Here is a 20,389-nt window from a genome sequence, read left to right as displayed (position 1 = left end):
GCTGCCTACCGTGCGTCCAACGGGAGGACGGGATGACCCAAGGTTTCGTGCCGGTGGCGCGGCGGCCACCGCCTGCGGTGGCTACCGCGGACCTCGTCGTCGAAGCGCCGCCCGACCCACCGCATCTGGCGGCAGCCCGCCTTTTGCCCCTCCTGTTGCCGGCCGTGCTGGGGCTCGCCGGGGTGGGGGTCATGGCGGCGGCGTTGCGGTCAGGGCCGGGTGGCGGCCGCCCTCCCATGTTGTTGGCGTTCCCCGTCATGATGCTGGCTTCGTCGCTCGTGACCGTCCTGTCCGGGCGTACCAGCCGCCGGAGTGGTGGCATCGAAGCCGCTCGCCTCGACTACCTCGGATACCTCAGTAGGCTGCGCGCCACGGTCATGGAAACCGCCGCCGCGCAGCGTCTCTCGCTGGGCTGGCGTCACCCCGACCCGGACGCGCTGTGGACATTGATCGGTGGGCCCAGGATGTGGGAGCGGCGAGCGGCGGATCCCGACTTCTGCGTCGTCCGGGTGGGAATCGGAGCCCAGCCGCTCGCCACCCCTTTGGTAGCCCCACCGGTGGCCGAGTCCGGTGATCCGGTCACCGTGGCCGCCTTGCGTCGCTTCCTGGCAACGCATTCCACGATCGTCGCACCGATCGTCGTCGGCCTGCGCGGAAGTCCGCGCGTCAGGATCGACGGTGATGTGACCGCGGCGCGCGGGCTGCTGCGCGCGATGCTCTGCCAACTCGCCGTCCTGCATCCCCCGAATCAGCTACTGATCGTCGCGGTGATCAGCGACCGGAACCGCTCGGAGTGGGAGTGGCTGAAATGGCTGCCGCACAACCAACACCCGGCCGCGTCGGACGCGGTGGGCGAGGTCCGGATGGTCTATCGCAGCGTGGGGGAGGCGCACGACGCGCTCGCCGGCGCGCGGCCTGCGCACGCGGTGCTGGTCGCCGACGTGGACCAGACTGTCGCCGGGTGCGCGGGCGCGACCGTCGTCGAACTCGGCGGCGGTCCTGCCGGGACGCCGGTCACCGTGATCCTTGCGGATGAGACTCATCAGCCGTCGCGGCCGGACCGGATGGAGCCCATGGACGCGCTGGTATGCGCCCGCCGGCTGGCGAGATACCGGGCCGGCGCGACCGTTCACGGCGGGGACGGCGCGGACTGGCCGGCCCTGTTGGGGATCGGCGACGTGAGCCGATTCGATCCTGTCGCGACGTGGCGGAGCCGAGTCCACCGCGATCGGCTCCGCGTCCCGATCGGGACCAGTGCCGACGGCGCGCGGCTGGAACTGGATATCAAGGAAGCCGCCGAAAACGGCATGGGCCCGCACGGGCTCTGCGTCGGCGCCACGGGGTCGGGCAAGTCGGAGTTGTTGCGCACGATCGCGCTGGGCATGATGACGCGCCATCCTCCGGCTGAGCTGAATCTGTTGTTGATCGATTTCAAAGGAGGCGCAACGTTTCTCGATTACGCGCGTGCTCCGCACGTGGCGGCGGTGATCACCAATCTCGCCGACGAGGCCCCGCTGGTGGCTCGGATGCGCGACGCCCTGGCCGGTGAAATGAATCGCCGGCAACGGCTGCTGCGCGAATCGGGCTGCGTCAGCGCCGTGGCGTATGAAGCCAGGCGCCGTGCGGGTGCGGCAGCACCGGGCCTGCCCACCCTGTTCATCATCGTCGACGAGTTCTCCGAGTTGCTCAGCCAGCACCCGGATTTCGCCGACATGTTCGTGGCGATCGGGCGGCTCGGCCGGTCACTGGGCATGCACCTGCTTCTGGCCAGCCAGCGGCTCGACGAGGGCAGGCTGCGGGGACTGGACGCCCACCTGTCCTATCGGATCTGCCTGAAAACCCTGTCGCCCAGCGAATCACGCGGCGTGCTGGGAACGCTCGATGCGTACGAATTGGGGAACGAGCCGGGGGCGGGCTACCTGCGCACGAGCGTGGGCGAGCTGATCCGCTTCTCCTCGGCGTACGTATCGGGACCGACCGCCGCCCACGCACCGGACGCGGGGCCCGTGGCGACTGCTTCCGTGCAGCGGTTCGGCACTCACACGGTCGGCGCCATCACCCGCGCCCAAGGGGCCGGTGTGCCGTCGGAGCGGACGGTCCTGCAGGCCGTTTTGGACCGGCTGGCCGGTCACGGGCCGCCCGCGCACCCCGTCTGGCTGCCACCGCTGGACGCGGCGCCGGCGTTGCATGCGGTGCTTCGCGACGGGATGCCCGCGCGGTGCGAGCTGACGGTTCCCCTCGGCATCGTCGACCGTCCCTTCGAGCAGCGGCGGACGCCGCTGTTGATCGATTTGCGCGGTGCCGCGGGCAATGTGGCGGTCGTCGGAGCGCCCCAATCGGGGAAGTCGACGGCGCTGCGCACCCTGGTCACGGCGCTGGCGGCCACTCATGGGGCGGACCGGGTGCAGTTCTACTGCCTGGACTTCGGCGGCGGAATGCTGACGTCGACACGCGCGATCCCGCATGTCGGCGCGGTTGCCGGCAGGACCCAACCGCGGCTCGTCACGCGGATCGTTGCCGAATGCGAGTCGGTCATCCGTTCGCGGGAAGCCATTTTCAGCGACCGCGGAATCGGCTCGATGGCGGAATACCGTCGCCTTCGGGTGCAGCACCAGGCGTTCGCGGACGATCCGTTCGGGGACGTGTTCCTCGTCGTCGACGGCTGGGGGAATATGCGTGAGGAATTCGGAACGCTGGAGGCATCGGTCATCGCCATTGCGAGTCAAGGGCTTTCGTTCGGCGTGCATGTCGTGTTGGCGGCGTCGCGGTGGGCCGAGATCAGGCCGGCCCTGAGGGACCAGATCGGCACCCGCATCGAGCTGCGGTTGGGTGACCCCGCCGATTCCGAGTTGGACCGCAAAGCGGCCCAACATGTGCCCCATGGCAGACCGGGCCGCGGTCTTTGCGGTGACGGGTCGCACATGATGATCGCCTTGCCGCTGGCCGAGATTGGCCCGAGCGAGTCCGTTGCGCCGCCGATTCCGTTGCTTCCGGAGCGGGTGGAGCGTGACACCGTCGCGGACCGGGCGGGCGACCGTATCCTCCTGGGCATCGACGAGCGTCGGCTGCAGCCGGTGACGTGTGACTTCGACCGGCAGCCTCATTTGTTGATGCTCGGCGACAAAGGGTGCGGGAAGACCGCGGCGCTGCGGACGCTGTGCCGCGAGATCGTCCGGACGCAGAGCCCGACGCAAGCCCGTGTCGTGATCGTCGATTTCCGGCGCTCGCTCCTCGGTGTCGTCGAGTCGGAGCATCTCGGCGGCTACGCCACGTCACCCGGCGCGCTGGCCGCACTGCTGCCAGATCTGCTCGACCTGCTGCGGCGGCGTATGCCTCCGCCCGGCGCGACCCAGGCGCAACTGGCTACCGGGTCCTGGTGGTCCGGTCCGGACATCTATTTCGTCGTCGACGATTACGAACTGGTCGCCACCCTGGCCGGTAACCCGTTGGCGCCGCTCACCGAATACCTGCCCTACGCAACCGATCTGGGCCTGCATCTGGTCATAACCCGGCGGAGCGGCGGTGCCGAGCGCGCGATGTTCGAGCCTCTGCTGGCCGGATTGCGCGACTTTGGCTGCACGACGCTGATGATGAGCGGATTCCCCGGCGAGGAGGTGCCGTTCGGCTCCCGTCGCCCCACGCGGTTGCCGCCCGGACGCGGTGTCCTGCTCACCGGTGACGGCGACGAACAGCTTGTCCAGGTGGCCTGGAGCGCGCCGTGAAAGCGCATCGCGCCGTCATCGAGGCCGGTCCCGCCACGATCCGTCGATTATGTTGCGGCACAGGTGCGGTCGTCGACGGCGCGCCATCCGAGGTCGTCGACGCGGCGCTTGGCGCGATCGACGATCCGGTGGCGCTGGTGGGTGAGCGTCCGGTTGCGGTGGCTTCGCTGTGGACCGCCGCCCTGCGGTCGGCGATCTGCAAGGACGGCAAGGGTGCCGTCGTGCTGCACCCATCCTGGTGGCCGTCGTCGCGCATCAAAATCCTGAGCTCGGCCGCGGCCACCGTGTCCGACGGCGCGCTCGTGCGGCCGCGGTCGTGGTTGCTCAGGCGGGCCGCCCATACCGATGCCGAACCGACGCTCGTGGAGATCACCGGCGGGATGGTGGTGATCGGTGGTGATCGTGTCGTCGCCATACCGCGCCGCCCCCCGCGCCCCGTAGCCGACGAGGTGCTGGCCGCCCTCGCGCGCATCCCCGGGGACGTCGTGCTCATCGACGCGCCGAGCGAGGTCCCCGGGGCGCCGGCTCTGGCCGCGGCGATCGCCCATGGCGCGAGCGGCATCGGACGGACGGCGCTGCACATCGACGACGCAGGACTGGCCCGGCTGGCCCGATCGGCGGTGTCCGATGTGGACGAGCCGGCCGGGCCACGCGGTCGCGGCGATCGTGCCCCGGGCCGCGCGCGGACCCTGGGCGGCCTCGGCGCGGCCGCCATGGTGCTTGCCGCGGCGGCCCCGGCCCTGGTTGGCCGGCATGGCGCGTCGGCCCCACCGCAGGTGGACGCGCCGCCGACCACGTTTCTCGTCGAGGGCCGGGTGGCGGTGACAGTGCCGGCGGGCTGGCCCACGCAGCGGGTGACCGGCGGGCCGGGATCGGCGCGAGTGCAAGTCACCTCGCCGTCGGATCCCGAAGTGGCCTTGCACGTCACACAGTCGCCGGTCACCGCCGAAACGTTGAGCGGCACCGCCGAGCGATTGAGACGCGCCATCGACGCGGAGCCCGCGGGATCGTTCGTCGACTTCGATCCCACCGGGACCAGCGCCGGCAGGCCCGCGGTGACGTACCGCGAAGTCCGCGCCGGTCACGAGGTGCGGTGGACGGTGCTGCTGGACGGGCCGGTGCGGATCAGCCTTGGGTGCCAGAGCCGGCCGGGCAAGGAAGAGGCCGTCCGTGCTGTCTGCGAGCAGGCGGTGCGGTCGGCGCACGCGATCGGATGAACTCCGGATCGGATGGAACCGAAAGGGCGTCGACGCGGTCGAATTGAGTATGGCTACACCGAACACACTGAGCACTGACTTCGACCTGATGCGGTCGGTCGCCGGGACCACGGACGCCCGCAACGAGGAGATCCGGGCCATGCTGCAGGCGTTCATCGGCCGCATGAGCGAAGTGCCGCCGTCGGTGTGGGGCGGGGCCGCCGCAGGGCGGTTCAAAGAGGTGGTGGATCGCTGGAACGCCGAGTCGTTGCGGCTTTATCACGTCCTGCATGCGATCGGCGAGACCATCCGGCACAACGCGGCCGCCCTGCAGGAGGCCGGCCACGACCACGCGACCCACATCGCCGCCGCGGGCGGAAACCTCTAGTCGAAAGGGTTCACCCGTGGAATCGGCGCTGTCCTATAACTTCGGCGAAATCGAATATTCGGTGCGCCAGCAGATCCACACCACGTCGGCCCGTTTCAATGCCGCGCTGGAGGAGCTGAGGTCGCAGATCGCCCCGTTGCAGCAGTTGTGGACCCGCGAAGCGGCCGCCGCCTACCAGGTCGAGCAGCAGAAGTGGCACCAGTCCGCGACGGTGCTCAACGAGATCCTGGTCGAGCTCGGAAACGCGGTGCGCGACGGCGCCGAAGAGGTGGCGAACGCCGATCGGCGGGCGGCCGGCGTCTGGGGTCGGTAGCCGCACGCACCCATGATCGTCTGTGTGGTCCCGGCGGAGGAGAGCCGCTGGGACCACACAGTCATTTTGACCTGCGGGGACGCTCATCGGTAAGCTGCTCGGTTGGCGTGCGGTACGCCGGGTCTCGGGTCAATGTCGGTCGCCGAGAACCCCTCCTTCTGGACCCACCGCCAACGCCTGACCGGCACCCGGCTCGACCCGGGATCCACCTCGAGAAAGAAAAGGTAAGCGCTGTGCCCACCTACGCGCCAAAGGCGGGTGACACCACGCGGTCGTGGTACGTCATCGACGCCACGGACGTAGTGCTTGGCCGCCTTGCCGTCGCGGCAGCCACCCTGCTGCGCGGCAAGCACAAGCCGACGTTCGCCCCCAATGTCGACGGCGGTGACTTCGTCATCGTCATCAACGCCGACAAGGTCGCCCTTTCCGGCGACAAACTGCAGAGCAAGCTGGCTTACCGCCACTCGGGGTATCCCGGCGGTCTGCACTCGCGCACCACCGGCGAGCTGATGGAGAAGCACCCCGACCGCGTCGTCGAAAAGGCGATCGTCGGCATGCTGCCCAAGAACAAGCTCAGCCGTCAGATCCAGCGCAAACTCCACGTCTACGCCGGCCCGGAGCACCCACACGCCGCTCAGCAGCCGGTTCCGTACGAGATCAAGCAGGTGGCCCAGTGACCGAAACGACCGAGGCCCTGGACACCACGGCCACCCCGGAAACACCGGACGTCCCGGCCGAGGCGCCCGCGCCCGCGGCCGCCGAATCCTTCGTGTTCGACCGGCCCATCCAGACCGTCGGCCGCCGCAAGGAGGCCGTGGTGCGGGTGCGCCTGGTGCCCGGCACCGGCAAGTTCGACCTCAACGGCCGCAGCCTGGAGGACTACTTCCCCAACAAGGTGCACCAGCAGCTCATCAAGGCCCCGCTGGTCACGGTCGACCGGGTGGACAGCTTCGACATCTTCGCCCTGCTCCATGGCGGCGGGCCGTCCGGCCAGGCCGGGGCGCTGCGGCTGGGCATCGCCCGGGCGCTGATCCTGGCGCAGCCCGAGGACCGGCCCGCACTGAAGAAGGCCGGCTTCCTCACCCGTGACCCGCGTGCCACCGAGCGCAAGAAGTACGGCCTGAAGAAGGCCCGCAAGGCGCCTCAGTACAGCAAGCGCTGATCAACCATCACGTTCTGGCCGCAACGGGGCCTCAAACTGGGGCGTCCCGCGCCTCCGTCGGCGTGTCTGCGCCCAAACGCGCCCCGTTTCGGTCAGAAAAGAACGGGCACGTTAGGTGAACGACCGCCAACTGTGAGAGGTTTTTCCGCATGGGTCGACTATTCGGCACCGACGGTGTCCGCGGGGTCGCCAATCGCGAGTTGACCGCGGAGCTGGCACTCGAGCTGGGCGCCGCCGCCGCGCGGCACCTGGCCAGCGCGGGCGGGCCCGGCCGGCGGGTCGCCGTGATCGGGCGCGACCCCCGGGCCAGCGGCGAGATGCTGGAGGCCGCCGTGATCGCCGGGCTGACCAGCCAGGGCGTCGACGCGCTGCGGGTCGACGTGCTGCCCACCCCCGCGGTGGCCTACCTGACCGGCGCGTATGACGCCGACTTCGGCGTGATGATCTCGGCGTCGCACAACCCGATGCCCGACAACGGCATCAAGATCTTCGGTCCCGGCGGCCGCAAGCTCGACGACGACACCGAAGATCAAATTGAGGCGCTGCTCACCGCGGAAGTCGGGATGCGCCCCGTCGGCGCCGGGATCGGTCGGGTCATCGACGCCGAGGACGCCGACGACCGCTATCTGCGCCACCTGAGCAAGGCCAGCACGCTGCGCCTCGACGGCCTGACCGTGGTGGTCGACTGCGCCCACGGCGCGGCGTCGTCGGTGGCGCCGCGCGCCTACCGCGCGGCCGGTGCGCGGGTCATCGCGATCAACGCCGAGCCCAACGGCCTGAACATCAACGACAACTGCGGCTCCACCCACCTCGATTCGCTGCGCGCCGCCGTCATCGCCCACCGCGCCGACCTCGGCCTGGCCCACGACGGCGACGCGGACCGCTGCCTGGCCATCGACGCCAACGGCGAGCTCGTCGACGGCGACGCGATCATGGTGGTCCTCGCGCTGGCCATGCGCGAGGCCGGCGAGTTGGCCTCGGACACGCTGGTGGCCACCGTGATGAGCAACCTCGGGCTGCACCTGGCCATGCGCTCCGCCGGGATCACCGTGCGCACCACCGGCGTCGGCGACCGCTACGTCCTCGAGGAGCTGCGGGCCGGCGACTACAGCCTGGGCGGCGAGCAATCCGGCCACATCGTGATGCCCGCGCTGGGTTCCACCGGGGACGGCATCGTCACCGGGCTGCGGCTGATGACGCGCATGGTGCAGACCGGCTCGTCGCTGACCGAGCTCGCCGCGCCCATGCAGACGCTGCCCCAGGTGCTGATCAACGTCCGCGTCGCCGACAAGGACACCGCCGCCGCCGCGCCCGCCGTGCGCACCGCGGTCGGCGACGCCGAGGCCGAACTTGGCGACACCGGCCGAATCCTGTTGCGCCCCTCCGGAACCGAGCCCGTGATCCGGGTGATGGTGGAGGCGCCCGAAGCCGACGTCGCCCAGCGCGTGGCGAACCGGGTGGCCGAGGCGGTCAGCGCCGCGCACTGAATCTCCTCGGAACCCGGGCGCGCGTCCGGGCGTCGGATTAGGCATGAGATTCGACAGGGGAGTACGACCGGTCGCCGTGGCGCGCACCGAGATCGACGTCCCGGCGACGCACCGCGTCGCCGATCAGTTCCGCGCCGCCGCCGACCTCCTCGACCGCGCCCTCAGCGATCAGCTGGGCCGGCTGGCTTTCGGCGGGGCCTGCGCCGGGCGGGCGCACACCACGCGCGGTGACGCGCTACGCGCTGAACTGGAGCGGCTGACCCTGCAGGTGGCGCAGTGGTCGCGCGGGTCCGTGGAGATCGCCGCCGCCCTCCGGGGCAGCGCCGACCGTTACGCGGACGCCGAACTGTATGCCGCGGCGCGGATCGCCTGATCATGGCCGACCGGTTGGACGTCGCCGCGCGCCTCGCCGAAGGATTGCCCGCGGTCGAGCACACCCAGAGTTACGTGCGGGCGTGCCACGCCCTGGGCTACCAACACCCCGACCTCACGGCGCATCCCGCACAGGTCCACGACTGGTACGACACCGAAGACGGCCTGGACCTGCGCGCCCTCGACCGTGACTGCGCGGAGTTGCGGGCGGCGGGCGACGCGGTCTCCGAAGCACTGCGGATGCAGCGCGCCCAGGTGGCCGAGCTGGCCGCGGCGTGGACGGGGCCCGGCGGGGAAGCCGCCGTCCGGTTCCTTCAGCGCCACTGCGACGCCGCCAGCGCGGTGACCACCGAATTGCGCGCGGCGGCGCAACGGTGTGAATCACTGCGCGACAACCTGTGGTACCTGGTCGACTCGAAGGTCGCGACCGCCATCGCCATCGACGACCGCACTCAGGCGCTGCGCCCAACCTGGTTGGCCGCGGCAGCGACGGTCACGACCGGTGCGGGGGATCGGCCAGCCGCTGAAGGGGTGGTGCGGGAGCTTGTAATGCCCTACGTGGACAACGAGATCCGCGACGACTGGCTGACGACGATGCGCTCGACACGCGACGGTGTGGCGACCTCCTACGACATGGTCACCGACAGGATGGCCGCCGCGCCGGCCGCCCGCTTCGAAGCTCCCGGGGACCTCGGGACCGGTTACCAGCCCCTGCCGCCGGCCCCGCCCGCCGCAGCACGGGTGGCGGTCACTCCCGCTGCCGCCACCCCGCCGGCGGATCCGGCGCCGACCGCGGCGACCGTCGCGCCGTCTCCTGTTCCCCCCACACCGCAGCCGGACTGGGGATCGACGCTCGGTGACGCGGCCAGCATACCCGGGGAAGGACTGGGCGACGGGCTCGCCGGTGGTGGGCTCGGCGGGGGTGAAGGTCTCCTCGGGCTGGCCAGCAGGATCGTCGACGCGGTCGGTGGGCTGATCGGCTCGGCGGGCAACGGATCCGAAGCCACCGATCCTTTCGGCGAGGGAGACCCCTTCGGCGAGGACCCGTTTGGGGCCGACGACACCGATGACGAGCCCGCCAAACCGGAAGACGTCGGCGACGCGGTGGAGGCCACGCCCGACGCGGTGGCTCAGCCGGTCGACGCGCCGCTGCCCGCGGATGCGCCGCCGCCCGCGGATGCGCCGGCGCTGACAGACCCGGCGCCACCGGCGGTCGCCCCACCGCCAGACGCACCCGCACCGGCTGCCGCTCCCGCGGGGGGTGGCCCGGGGCCTGCGGCGACCGAACCGAAGACGCCGTGCGAGATCGCCGCGGACCAGCTTCCGCAGGCCGGGCAGTGACGGCTCACGCGGGGCGCAGCTGGAGCACGTCCTCGACGAAGCGGACGGATTCGGCGCGGTCGGTGGCCAGCGGGCTGAGCAGCAGCGTCGTCACCCCGGCCTCGGCGAAGGCGGCCAGGCGTTCGGCGACGTACCCGCGCGGGCCCACCAGCGACATGCCGCGCACCAGATCGTCGGGCACTGCGTCGATGGCCTCGCGCTTGCGGCCCGACAGGTAGAGCTCCTGGATACGGTCGGCGACCTCGCCGAACCCGTAGCGGGTCGCCAGGGCGTGGTAGAAGTTGCGGCCCTTGGCGCCCATCCCACCCAGGTACAGGCCCAGCTGCGGCTTGACCCACGCCAGCCGCTCGTCGACGTCGTCGCCGATGGCCACCGACGCGTGCACCATGACGTCCAGCGGGCCCAGCGCCGGGTCACGCTTGGCGGTCCCGGCCGCCAGCGCCTCGCCCCACACCGACGCCGCCTTGTCTGGGAGGTAGAAGACGGGCTGCCAGCCCTCGGCGATCTCGGCGGTCAGCTCGACATTCTTCGGGCCCAGCGCGGCGATGCTGATCGGGATCCGTTCGCGCACAGGGTGATTGATGAGCTGCAGGGCCTTGCCCAGGCCGGTGCCGCGATCCGGGGGCAACGGGATCTGGTAGTGCTTGCCGTCGTGCCGCAGCCGCTCGCGCCGCCACACCTTTCGGCAGATCTCCACGATCTCGCGGGTGCGCCCCAGCGGGGCGTCGAACTCCACGCCGTGGAAGCCCTCGATCACCTGCGGCCCGGAGGTGCCGATCCCCAGCTGAAATCGGCCGTCGGACACGAAGTCCAGCCCCGCGGCCGTCATCGCCAGCAGCGAGGGCGTGCGGATGTAGATGGGAAACACCCCGGACGCCAGCTCGACGGTGTCCGTCTTGGCGGCGAGGTAGCCGAGCTGGCTCACCGCGTCGAAGGCGTACGCCTCGGCCACCACGGCGATGTCGATGCCGGCCTTCTCGAGTTCGAGCACGCGGTCCACGCCCTGATGAAACCCGCCCGAATAATCCAGGGCGATCCCGATTCGCATCAACGACAGATACCACGACGGCGACAGTGGGCGATTACCCCGTCACTTCAACAGCGCGACGATCTTCTCTTCCAGGGCGACCGGCGGCGCATCGGGGTCCAGTGGATCGGTCTTGGGCAGGTGGGCGTCCGGATCGGCGAAGTCGCGATACGTCTTGTCCCCGCCCAGCGTGGCGAGCAGGTAGCCGGTCAGCAGCGCCCGTACGGTGCGCTGTGTGCGCCGGTTCGGGCCGGCCAGCCCGAACACCTTGGTCAGCCGCCGGCCCTCCACCAGCCCGCCGGGCTGGGCCTTGCTGACGATGCGCAGCGTGGCGGCGTCCCACGCCCGCGACAGCGACAGCGCGTTGGAGTTCAGCGACCTCGGATCCCCCGGCGCGGTGAGGATCAACCCGGGCAGCTTCAGCGTCGCGGCAGGCTGTTCGGCCGGGGGACTGGTCACCGCGGGGAACAACGCGGCCGCCGCCGCCAGCTTCTTCGGCATGCCGGCCGCGGCGAACACGGCGGCCGAGCCGCCGAATCCGTGCCCGACCACGCCCAGCTTGGCGGGATGCACGCTGATCTTGCCCGGCCCGAGCCGGACACCGGACACGATGTCCAGCGCGGTGCCGAGGTCGAACGCGAAGTTGAGGACGGACGGGGCCAGGCCGCGTTCGGTGTCGGGGGCGCCGGCCACGATGCCCCACGACGCCAGATGCTCGAGCAGACCCGAATAGTTGGCGGCCCTGGTGAGCCAGTCGTGTCCGAACGCGATCCCGGGCAATCCCAGCCCCGCCTCCGGGGTGTACACAACGCCCGGTAGACCGGCGAAGGCCAGGTCACCACGCAAAACCCGGTGCGGGCCACGGCGGCTGAGGGCTGCGACGAGCTTGCGGGTGCGGGCCACGCGTCGACGTTAGCGCATCGGCGCTAGGCCCTGACCTCGATCATGCCGACCCGCCAGAGCACCGCATACACGTGGCGCAGCGGGATGCTGAGCAACCGGGCGGCGGCGTCCACCATCGGGTCGCCACCGCCGATCGGCTCGCGGTGCCGCCGCTTGGGCGCCGGCTTGGGTGCCGGAGCCACCGTGAGGCTCGGCGCAGCAGCGGACGAAAGAGTCACCACATCGTCGAACAGAACAGCAGTCATGATTCTCCCCTTGAAGGTCTGCGAAATTTCGGATTAACATCTATTAACGGTTACTTATCCGGCGGCTTAAGCGTTCCTGGACTATTTATAACGAACCGAATTAGAGGTACGGCGAGAAACGCGTTTACCGGGTAGCTGGACGATCGGCATTGATGTCTGTCTTAAACGGTTATTGCTGAGAATTACTGTCGCGCTGCGCGCATTCATCCTGGTCGACCACATGATCACCCAGGTGCTGACCGATCATGCGGGCGTCAACGATCCGTCCTTTCTGCTGGCTTCGTGATTGCCAGTCATAGCCGATAAGCAGAATGTTAAGTAGCTGAATTGCTGGAGCGATGACGCCGATGAAAACGCCACGAATACATCAGGTGAAAACGCTTCTATCGTTTATGTAGACGGCATGAGCAGGACGGTCAGCGGCCGTGCGGCGGCAAACCGGGTGGATTAGTTCACGATGTCCACCGGTCCCCGTCCCAGAAGCGGAGCCCGGGCCCCGGCGGGTCGCCGTACCACCCCGGGGTGGGCCGACGGCGGCGGGCGTGGCCGGCCCCCCGGTTGCGCGGCTGCGCGGCGCGGTAGGCCGCTTCGCATTGCTCGACGGTTCCGGTGAAGGTGTAGCTGCGGTGTTGCGAGAAGATGACCGCGCCGGTGTGCTCGCTGGGGCGGAGTTGGAAACGTCGGTAGGGGTCGGTCAAAACGGGACTTTCGTGCAGGTGGGCGGGCTAGCCATCACCGCGGAGTGCGGGGCCGGTTGCCCGCCTGCACTACCCTGGTTCAAATGTGCGGAATCGTCGGCTACGTCGGGCAGCAGCCTGCCTGCAAGGTCGTCATGGATGCGCTGCGCCGGATGGAGTACCGCGGCTACGACTCCTCAGGGATCGCACTCGTCAACGGCGCCGGCGCGCTCACGGTGTGCCGCCGCGCGGGCCGGCTGGCCAATCTGGAAGAGGCGGTCGCGCAGATGCCGCCGGAGTCGCTGGGCGGCACCACCGGCCTGGGCCACACGCGCTGGGCCACGCACGGGCGCCCCACCGACCGCAACGCGCACCCGCACCCCGACGCCGCCGGCAAGATCGCCGTCGTCCACAACGGCATCATCGAGAACTACCCGAGCCTGCGCCACGAGCTGGAGGCCTACGGCGTGGAGTTCACCAGCGACACCGACACCGAGGTGGCGGTGCACCTGGTGGCGCAGGCCTACCGGCACGGGCCGACCGCAGGTGACTTCGCCGCCTCGGTGCTGGCCGTGCTGCGCCGGCTGGAGGGGCACTTCACGCTGGTGTTCACCAACGCCGACGAGCCCGGCACCATCGTGGCCGCTCGCCGCTCGACGCCGCTGGTGCTCGGCATCGGCGACGGCGAGATGTTCGTCGGCTCCGACGTGGCCGCGTTCATCCCGCACACCCGCCACGCCGTCGAACTCGGCCAGGACCAGGCCGTGGTGCTCACCGCCGACGGCTACCGGATCACCGACTTCCACGGCAACCCCGACGTCGAGTACCGCGAGTTCCACATCGACTGGGACCTGGCCGCCGCGGAAAAGGGCGGCTACGAGTACTTCATGCTCAAGGAGATCGCCGAGCAGCCCGCCGCGGTGGCCGACACTCTGCTCGGGCATTTCGTCGACGGCCGGATCCTGCTCGACGAGCAGCGGCTCTCCGATCAGGAGCTGCGCGAGATCGACAAGGTGTTCGTGGTGGCCTGCGGCACCGCCTATCACTCCGGGCTGCTCGCGAAATACGCCATCGAGCACTGGACCCGGCTGCCGGTCGAGGTGGAACTGGCCAGCGAGTTCCGGTACCGCGACCCGGTGCTGGACCGCAGCACCCTGGTGGTCGCCATCTCGCAGTCCGGGGAAACCGCCGACACGCTCGAGGCCGTCCGCCACGCCAAGGAGCAGAAGGCCAAGGTGCTGGCCATCTGCAACACCAACGGCTCGCAGATCCCGCGCGAATGCGACGCCGTGCTCTACACCCGCGCCGGCCCCGAGATCGGCGTCGCCTCAACCAAGACGTTCCTGGCGCAGATCACCGCCAACTATCTGGTGGGCCTGGCACTGGCCCAGGCTCGCGGCACCAAGTATCCCGACGAGGTCGAGCGGGAGTACCGCGAGCTGGAATCGATGCCGGACCTGGTCGCGCGGGTGCTCGCGATGATCGAGCCGGTGGCCGCCCTGGCGCACCGGTTCGCCCAGTCCTCGACCGTGCTGTTCCTGGGCCGCCACGTCGGCTACCCGGTGGCGCTGGAAGGCGCGCTGAAACTCAAGGAACTGGCCTACATGCACGCCGAGGGCTTCGCCGCCGGCGAGCTCAAGCACGGCCCCATCGCGCTGATCGAGGACGACCTGCCGGTCATCGTCGTCATGCCCTCGCCCAAGGGGCAGGCCACGCTGCACTCCAAGCTGCTGTCCAACATCCGCGAGATCCAGGCGCGCGGCGCGATCACCATCGTCATCGCCGAGGAGGGCGACGACACCGTGCGGCCCTATGCGGACCACCTGATCGAAATCCCTTCGGTGTCAACCCTTTTGCAGCCGCTGCTGTCGACCATCCCGCTGCAGGTGTTCGCCGCGTCGGTTGCCCAGGCCCGAGGTTACGACGTCGACAAACCGCGAAACCTCGCGAAGTCCGTCACCGTGGAATAGCCGCGCCGCTTCGGCCGTATCGCCGCGCGAGCCGGGCGGTTCCGTTAGATTTCCTTGGGAAACAAGACACTCCGCAGGGCTAGGAGCAGCATGCCGTCGGCGGTCCGAAGATTCGCCATAGCAGGTCTTGTCGTGCTCATCGTCGCGACGTACGTCGCGTTGATCGAGCTCTACGAGGACACCGTCGAAGGGGCGGCTCCCGGCACCCTGAGCGACAACGCGGAGTCGGTCACCCAGAGCATGGCGACGTTGACTGTGGAAGAGATGCAGTCGAACTACAGCGCGGTCGTCGCCAACCTGGCCGTGTCGCCAGGACCCGCGCTGTTGGATCCGGTCACCCACCGGCTCAAGGAAGACCTGGTGCTGCGCGTCAGATCTTCGGCCCAGCCCAGCCGGCGCGAATACACACCGGGCATGCTTCCCGGCGTCTTTCCGGTCCCGCTGACCATCGCCGGACACCTCGAACGGTGGCCGTTCGACAACTACGCCTCCGGACCGATCGAGGTGCAACTCTTCCCCGGCGGCGACACGACCAAGCCGCCCGAACTCATCCCGGTGCGACTCATCGACCACCTGTCCGGCTTCAAGGTCTCCGCCACCAAGATCCCCGGCCACGAGGCGTACCGGCTGAGCGTGCGGCGCGCGCTGAGCACCGCGGTGTTCGGCATCGTCATTTGCGGTGTGCTCATCGCCATCGCCGGCCTGGGCCTGGTCGTGGCGATCCAAACGCTGCGTGACCGGCGAAAATTTCAGCCCCCGATGACGACGTGGTACGCGGCGATGCTCTTCGCGGTGGTACCGCTGCGCAACGCGCTTCCCGGACTGCCCCCGTTCGGGGCGTGGATCGATGTGACCATCGTCCTCTGGGTGATCGTCGCGCTGGTGATCGCGATGCTGCTCTACATCACCTGCTGGTGGCGGCATCTGCGGCCGGATGTCGTCGCCACTCCACCGGCGGAGCCGGTCCCCGCGCCGTCGGGCTGAACCTTCGGCGATCGCTTGGAATTCCTTGTGTTTCAAGACTTTGACGGCCACGGTGGCCGAATCGGGTAGGGGGGCGGTCGTGAGGTACGGGATCATCGCTCTGATCGTGGGCGTCGTCGGGGCATACGTCGCGTCGGTCGCGCTCTATGCCAGCAGCGGGGGGCATCACCACCCGGAGATCCCGGCCGGCGGTGAGCGGAGCACGGCCACCCTGGTCATCGAGGACGTCCAGTCGAACTACAGCGTGCTGATGGCCAATCTGACCATTTCGCCCGGATCGGCCCTGCTGGATCCGCAGACCCAGCACCTCAACGAAGACCTCAGTCTGCGAGTGCGTTCCGTGGCGACGCCGACCCGCCGCAGCTGGACCAAGGGCATGCTGCCCGGCGTCTTCCCGGTCCCGCTGACCATCGCGGGAGAGATCGAGAATTGGCCCTTCGACCACTACGGTTCCGGGCCGGTCGAGATCGAGCTCATGCACGGCCCCGGGAACGTGCCCGAACGCATCCCCGTGACGTTCGTCAACCACCTCTCCGGCTGGCGTGTGTCCGTCGACGGGGCCGGCCCCTACCGGGTGAGCCTGCACCGCTCGCTCAGCGCGGCGGCGTTCGGCATCGTGATCTGCGGGGTGCTCATCGCCATCGCCGGCCTGGGTCTGTTCGTCGCCGTCCAGACGGTGCGCAACCGACGGAAGTTCCAGCCGCCGATGACGACGTGGTACGCGGCGATGCTGTTCGCGGTCGTACCGCTGCGCAACGCGCTTCCGGGCTCGCCGCCCTTCGGGGGCTGGATCGACGTCACCCTCGTGTTGTGGGTGCTCGTCGTCTTGGTCATCTCGATGCTGCTCTACATCCTGTGCTGGTGGCGGCATCTGCGACCGGAGGTTCCCGCGCCCGCCGCGACGGCAGCGGCGGATCCGGTCGCTGCGCCGTCGACCCCGTGAGGGCCGCCGACGGGTAATTCGCGCGACGCAGCGAGCAGCGTGCGAAGGTGATGACGTGACGAATGCACCGGTGCGGTCCCGACTGCGCAGCATGGGGCTCGCCGTCTGGCATTACGTCAGCAGCGCGCCGTTGACCTACGGCTGGCTGCTCGTGCTGCTCGTCACGACGCTCATCCAGCACTGGCTGCCCCAGCGGCAACTGCACTCGATGCTGATGCACCATTCCACCAACATCCACGGGCTGGCCCGCGATCCGCTCGATGTGCTGTTCTCCAGCCTGCTGTGGATCGACGGCGGCAACCTGGCGCCCTACCTGATCCTGTTCTCGTTGTTCCTGGCGCCGGCCGAACACTGGCTTGGCCAGTTGCGTTGGCTCACAGTGGGATTGAGCGCGCACATCCTGTCCACCTATTTCAGCGAGGGCCTGCTGTATTTCGCGATCGAGGAGCACGACGCGTCGGAACGGCTGGTGCACGCCCGCGACATCGGCGTGAGCTACTTTTTGGTCGGGGTGATGGCGGTGCTGGCCTATCACATCGCGCGACCGTGGCGCTGGGGCTATCTCGGCGTGCTGTTCGTCATCTTCGGCTTCCCGTTGATCGCGATGGACCGGATCGAGCTCAACTTCACCGCGATCGGACACTTCACCTCGATCCTCGTCGGGCTGTGCTTCTACCCGATGACCCGCCACCAGGACCCCCGACAGCTGACTCCCGCGCGACTGCGGGCCATGGCGCGGCGGCGCGGTTCACCCGAGGTGTCGGCCTGAGCGGCAGCGGCCAATTGCGCGACCCCTACCCGTAATGTGGCTGTGGTGCGGCACTACTACTCCGTAGACGCGATCCGCCAGGCAGAGGCACCGCTGCTGGCCAGCCTGCCCGACGGGGCCCTGATGCGGCGCGCGGCCTTCGGCCTCGCCGCCGAGATCATCGCCGAGTTGCGTGCCCGCACCGGCGGGGTGGCCGGCCGCCGGGTGTGCGCGGTCGTCGGCTCGGGCGACAACGGCGGCGACGCCCTGTGGGCAGCCACCTTCGTGCGTCGCCGTGGCGCGGCCGCCGACGCGGTGTTGCTCAACCCGGAGCACACCCACCGCAAGTCACTGGCGGCGTTCACCAAGGCCGGCGGTCGCGTGGTGGAAAGCGTCTCGCCCACAACCGATCTCGTCATCGACGGGGTGGTGGGCATCTCCGGCTCGGGACCGCTGCGCCCGGCCGCGGCCGAGGTGTTCGCGGCGGTCGACCAGGCGGGCGTCCCAGTGGTGGCCGTCGACATCCCCAGTGGCATCGACGTCGCGACAGGCGCCATCACCGGCCCCGCGGTGCACGCCGTCCTGACCGTCACCTTCGGCGGGCTCAAGCCCGTGCACGCGCTGGCCGACTGCGGGCGGGTGCGGCTGATCGACATCGGCCTCGACCTCCCGGACACCGACGTGCTGGGTTTCGAGGCCGGCGACGTGGCCGCGCGGTGGCCGGTGCCGGGCCCACGCGACGACAAGTACACCCAGGGCGTGACCGGAGTGATGGCCGGCTCGTCGACGTATCCGGGCGCGGCCGTGCTGTGCACCGGTGCCGCGGTCGCGGCGACGTCCGGGATGGTCCGGTACGCGGGCAGCGCGCACCACGAGGTGCTAGCCCACTGGCCGGAGGTGATCGCCTCACCCACCCCGGCATCGGCCGGGCGGGTCCAATCCTGGGTCGTCGGGCCGGGATTGGGCACCGACGACACCGGGGCCGCCGCGCTGTGGTTCGCGCTGGAGACCGACCTGCCGGTGATCGTCGACGCCGACGGGCTGACCATCCTGGCGGCGCACCCCGAGCTGGCCGCCAACCGCACCGCGCCCACGGTGCTGACCCCGCACGCCGGTGAATTCGCCCGCCTGGCGGGTAATCCCCCCGGGGACGACCGGGTGGGCGCGTGCCGCAAGCTCGCCGACACCTTCGGCGCCACGGTGCTGCTCAAGGGGAACGTCACCGTGATCGCCGATCCGGGCGGCCCGGTGTACCTCAACCCGGCCGGGCAATCCTGGGCGGCCACGGCGGGCTCCGGCGACGTGTTGTCCGGCATGATCGGCGCGCTGCTGGCCGCGGGGCTGCCGGCGGCCGAGGCGGCCGCGGCGGCGGCGTTCGTCCACGCCCGGGCGGCGGCGCTGTCGGCCGCCGACCCGGGGCCGGGGGACGCGCCGACGTCGTCGTCGCGCATGGTTCCGCACATCAGGGCGGCGCTGGCCGCCCTCTAGAAAGGACTCTCCGCAGTGCCCCAACATCCTTCCCTGCCCGCCCACGCGATCACCCCCGCGTACACCGGCCGCCTGTTCACCTCGCCGGTGCCGGCGCTGCGGATGCCCGACGAGTCGATGGACCCCGAGGCGGCCTACCGCTTCATCCACGACGAACTCATGCTCGACGGCAGCTCGCGACTCAACCTGGCGACCTTCGTGACGACGTGGATGGACCCCGAAGCCGGGAAGCTGATGGCCGAGACGTTCGACAAGAACATGATCGACAAGGACGAGTACCCGGCGACCGCGGCGATCGAGCAGCGCTGCGTGTGCATGGTGGCCGACCTGTTCCACGCCGACGACCTGGACGACGCCGACCCCTACAGTGCCTGCGGCGTGTCGACCATCGGCTCCAGCGAGGCCGTCATGCTGGGCGGCCTGGCGATGAAGTGGCGGTGGCGAGCAAAGGTCGGCTCCGGCAAAGGGGGAGGCTGGGAGGGCCGCCGGCCGAACTTGGTGATGGGCTCCAACGTCCAGGTGGTGTGGGAGAAGTTCTGCCGCTACTTCGACGTCGAGCCGCGCTACCTGCCGATGGAGGAGGGCCGCTACGTCATCACCCCCGAGCAGGTCGTGGACGCCGTCGACGAGGACACCATCGGCGTGGTGGCGATCCTGGGCACCACCTACACCGGTGAACTCGAACCGGTCGCCGAGATCTGCGGCGCGCTGGACAAGCTGGCCGCCGGCGGTGGGGTGGACGTGCCGGTCCACGTCGACGCCGCCAGCGGCGGATTCGTGGTGCCCTTCCTGCACCCGGAACTCAAGTGGGACTTCCGGCTGCCCCGGGTGGTCTCGATCAACGTCAGCGGTCACAAGTACGGGCTGACCTATCCCGGTGTCGGGTTCGTGGTGTGGCGCAGCAAGGAATACCTGCCCGAGGAGCTGGTTTTCCGGGTCAACTACCTGGGCGGCGACATGCCGACCTTCACCCTGAACTTCTCGCGCCCCGGCAACCAGGTGGTCGGCCAGTATTACAACTTCCTGCGGCTAGGCCGCGACGGTTATAGCAAGGTCATGCAGGCGCTGTCCGGGACGGCGCGGTGGCTGGGCGAGCAGCTGCGGGTCAGCGACCACTGCGAGCTGATCTCGGACGGTTCGGCGATCCCCGTGGTCGCGTTCCGGCTCGCCGGGGACCGCGGATACACCGAGTTCGACGTGTCGCACGAGCTGCGCACCTACGGCTGGCAGGTGCCCGCCTACACCATGCCCGACAACGCCACCAACGTCTCGGTGCTGCGCATCGTGGTGCGCGAAGGGCTGTCGGCCGACCTGGCCCGTGCGCTGCACGACGACGCCGTCTCGGCGCTGACCTCGCTGGACAAGCTCAAGCCCGGCGGCCACTACGACGCCCAGCATTTCGCGCACTGATTGAGGTTTCTCA

At 69.8% G+C, this 20,389-nt stretch carries 19 protein-coding genes; 15 read left to right on the top strand and 4 right to left on the bottom strand.

Annotation, left to right across the window (positions count from 1 at the left end):
* The first annotated feature begins 32 nt into the window (after positions 1-32).
* From eccCa to A5713_RS22685, 9 genes are all read left to right on the top strand, one after another.
* Positions 33-3,722 carry a type VII secretion protein EccCa gene (gene eccCa, locus A5713_RS22725; RefSeq protein WP_068098448.1) on the top strand — a complete coding sequence of 1,230 codons (3,690 nt, stop codon included), beginning with the start codon at positions 33-35 and terminating at the stop codon, positions 3,720-3,722.
* Entirely contained in the window at positions 3,719-4,939 is a 1,221-nt protein-coding gene (locus tag A5713_RS22720; protein ID WP_068098447.1) for a type VII secretion-associated protein, read from the top strand. The genes eccCa and A5713_RS22720 overlap by 4 nt, the downstream gene beginning before the upstream one ends.
* Positions 4,940-4,988: 49 nt before the next feature.
* A complete protein-coding gene (locus A5713_RS22715; protein WP_067918393.1) occupies positions 4,989-5,306 on the top strand; it encodes a WXG100 family type VII secretion target in 318 nt (105 codons plus the stop codon).
* 16 nt (positions 5,307-5,322) lie between these two features.
* The gene (locus A5713_RS22710) at positions 5,323-5,619 is read left to right on the top strand and encodes a WXG100 family type VII secretion target (RefSeq protein ID WP_067918385.1); all 297 of its coding nucleotides are present in this window, start codon (positions 5,323-5,325) and stop codon (positions 5,617-5,619) included.
* 233 nt (positions 5,620-5,852) lie between these two features.
* The gene (gene rplM, locus A5713_RS22705) at positions 5,853-6,296 is read left to right on the top strand and encodes a 50S ribosomal protein L13 (RefSeq protein ID WP_067918384.1); all 444 of its coding nucleotides are present in this window, start codon (positions 5,853-5,855) and stop codon (positions 6,294-6,296) included.
* 17 nt (positions 6,297-6,313) lie between these two features.
* Positions 6,314-6,781 (top strand): 30S ribosomal protein S9, encoded by a 468-nt coding sequence (gene rpsI, locus A5713_RS22700; protein ID WP_369804512.1) that lies wholly within the window; start codon positions 6,314-6,316, stop codon positions 6,779-6,781.
* Positions 6,782-6,930: 149 nt separating this feature from the next.
* The gene (glmM, locus tag A5713_RS22695; RefSeq protein ID WP_068098446.1) at positions 6,931-8,268 is read left to right on the top strand and encodes a phosphoglucosamine mutase; all 1,338 of its coding nucleotides are present in this window, start codon (positions 6,931-6,933) and stop codon (positions 8,266-8,268) included.
* A gap of 43 nt (positions 8,269-8,311) precedes the next feature.
* On the top strand, positions 8,312-8,641 hold the full coding sequence (locus A5713_RS22690; RefSeq protein ID WP_067925467.1) for a hypothetical protein: 330 nt from the start codon (positions 8,312-8,314) through the stop codon (positions 8,639-8,641).
* Positions 8,642-8,643: 2 nt separating this feature from the next.
* On the top strand, positions 8,644-9,981 hold the full coding sequence (locus A5713_RS22685; protein WP_068098445.1) for a hypothetical protein: 1,338 nt from the start codon (positions 8,644-8,646) through the stop codon (positions 9,979-9,981).
* Between the two features lie 4 nt (positions 9,982-9,985).
* On the opposite strand, the gene A5713_RS22680 is transcribed toward A5713_RS22685, so the two are convergent.
* The 4 genes from A5713_RS22680 to A5713_RS22665 all read right to left on the bottom strand — a co-directional run bounded on the left by A5713_RS22680 (position 9,986) and on the right by A5713_RS22665 (position 12,854).
* Positions 9,986-11,029, bottom strand: a complete 1,044-nt coding sequence (locus A5713_RS22680) for an LLM class F420-dependent oxidoreductase (protein ID WP_068098444.1) — start codon at positions 11,027-11,029, stop codon at positions 9,986-9,988.
* Positions 11,030-11,071: 42 nt separating this feature from the next.
* Positions 11,072-11,911 carry a dienelactone hydrolase family protein gene (locus A5713_RS22675; RefSeq protein ID WP_068098443.1) on the bottom strand — a complete coding sequence of 280 codons (840 nt, stop codon included), beginning with the start codon at positions 11,909-11,911 and terminating at the stop codon, positions 11,072-11,074.
* 23 nt (positions 11,912-11,934) lie between these two features.
* A complete protein-coding gene (locus A5713_RS22670; protein WP_068098442.1) occupies positions 11,935-12,156 on the bottom strand; it encodes an Rv1535 family protein in 222 nt (73 codons plus the stop codon).
* 452 nt (positions 12,157-12,608) lie between these two features.
* On the bottom strand, positions 12,609-12,854 hold the full coding sequence (locus tag A5713_RS22665) for a DUF2510 domain-containing protein (RefSeq protein ID WP_068098441.1): 246 nt from the start codon (positions 12,852-12,854) through the stop codon (positions 12,609-12,611).
* 83 nt (positions 12,855-12,937) lie between these two features.
* Between A5713_RS22665 and glmS the strand changes: the two genes are divergently transcribed.
* From glmS to A5713_RS22635, 6 genes are all read left to right on the top strand, one after another.
* Complete coding sequence (gene glmS / locus A5713_RS22660) at positions 12,938-14,803, top strand: glutamine--fructose-6-phosphate transaminase (isomerizing) (protein ID WP_068098440.1); 1,866 nt, start codon at positions 12,938-12,940, stop codon at positions 14,801-14,803.
* A 90-nt stretch (positions 14,804-14,893) separates the two neighbouring features.
* Positions 14,894-15,787 carry a DUF4436 domain-containing protein gene (locus tag A5713_RS22655; RefSeq protein WP_068098439.1) on the top strand — a complete coding sequence of 298 codons (894 nt, stop codon included), beginning with the start codon at positions 14,894-14,896 and terminating at the stop codon, positions 15,785-15,787.
* 79 nt (positions 15,788-15,866) lie between these two features.
* On the top strand, positions 15,867-16,730 hold the full coding sequence (locus A5713_RS22650; RefSeq protein ID WP_067926502.1) for a DUF4436 domain-containing protein: 864 nt from the start codon (positions 15,867-15,869) through the stop codon (positions 16,728-16,730).
* Between the two features lie 91 nt (positions 16,731-16,821).
* Positions 16,822-17,499: a rhomboid-like protein gene (locus A5713_RS22645; protein ID WP_067926499.1), complete on the top strand. Its 678-nt coding sequence runs from the start codon at positions 16,822-16,824 to the stop codon at positions 17,497-17,499.
* A gap of 45 nt (positions 17,500-17,544) precedes the next feature.
* Positions 17,545-18,966: a bifunctional ADP-dependent NAD(P)H-hydrate dehydratase/NAD(P)H-hydrate epimerase gene (locus A5713_RS22640; protein WP_068098463.1), complete on the top strand. Its 1,422-nt coding sequence runs from the start codon at positions 17,545-17,547 to the stop codon at positions 18,964-18,966.
* Between the two features lie 15 nt (positions 18,967-18,981).
* Complete coding sequence (locus A5713_RS22635; RefSeq protein ID WP_068098438.1) at positions 18,982-20,376, top strand: glutamate decarboxylase; 1,395 nt, start codon at positions 18,982-18,984, stop codon at positions 20,374-20,376.
* The last annotated feature ends 13 nt before the right edge of the window (positions 20,377-20,389 follow it).

Origin of the sequence: Mycobacterium sp. E2497 (assembly GCF_001668695.1) — a bacterium.
Classification (GTDB): domain Bacteria; phylum Actinomycetota; class Actinomycetes; order Mycobacteriales; family Mycobacteriaceae; genus Mycobacterium.
This window is presented reverse-complemented; position numbering and strand designations above follow the sequence as displayed.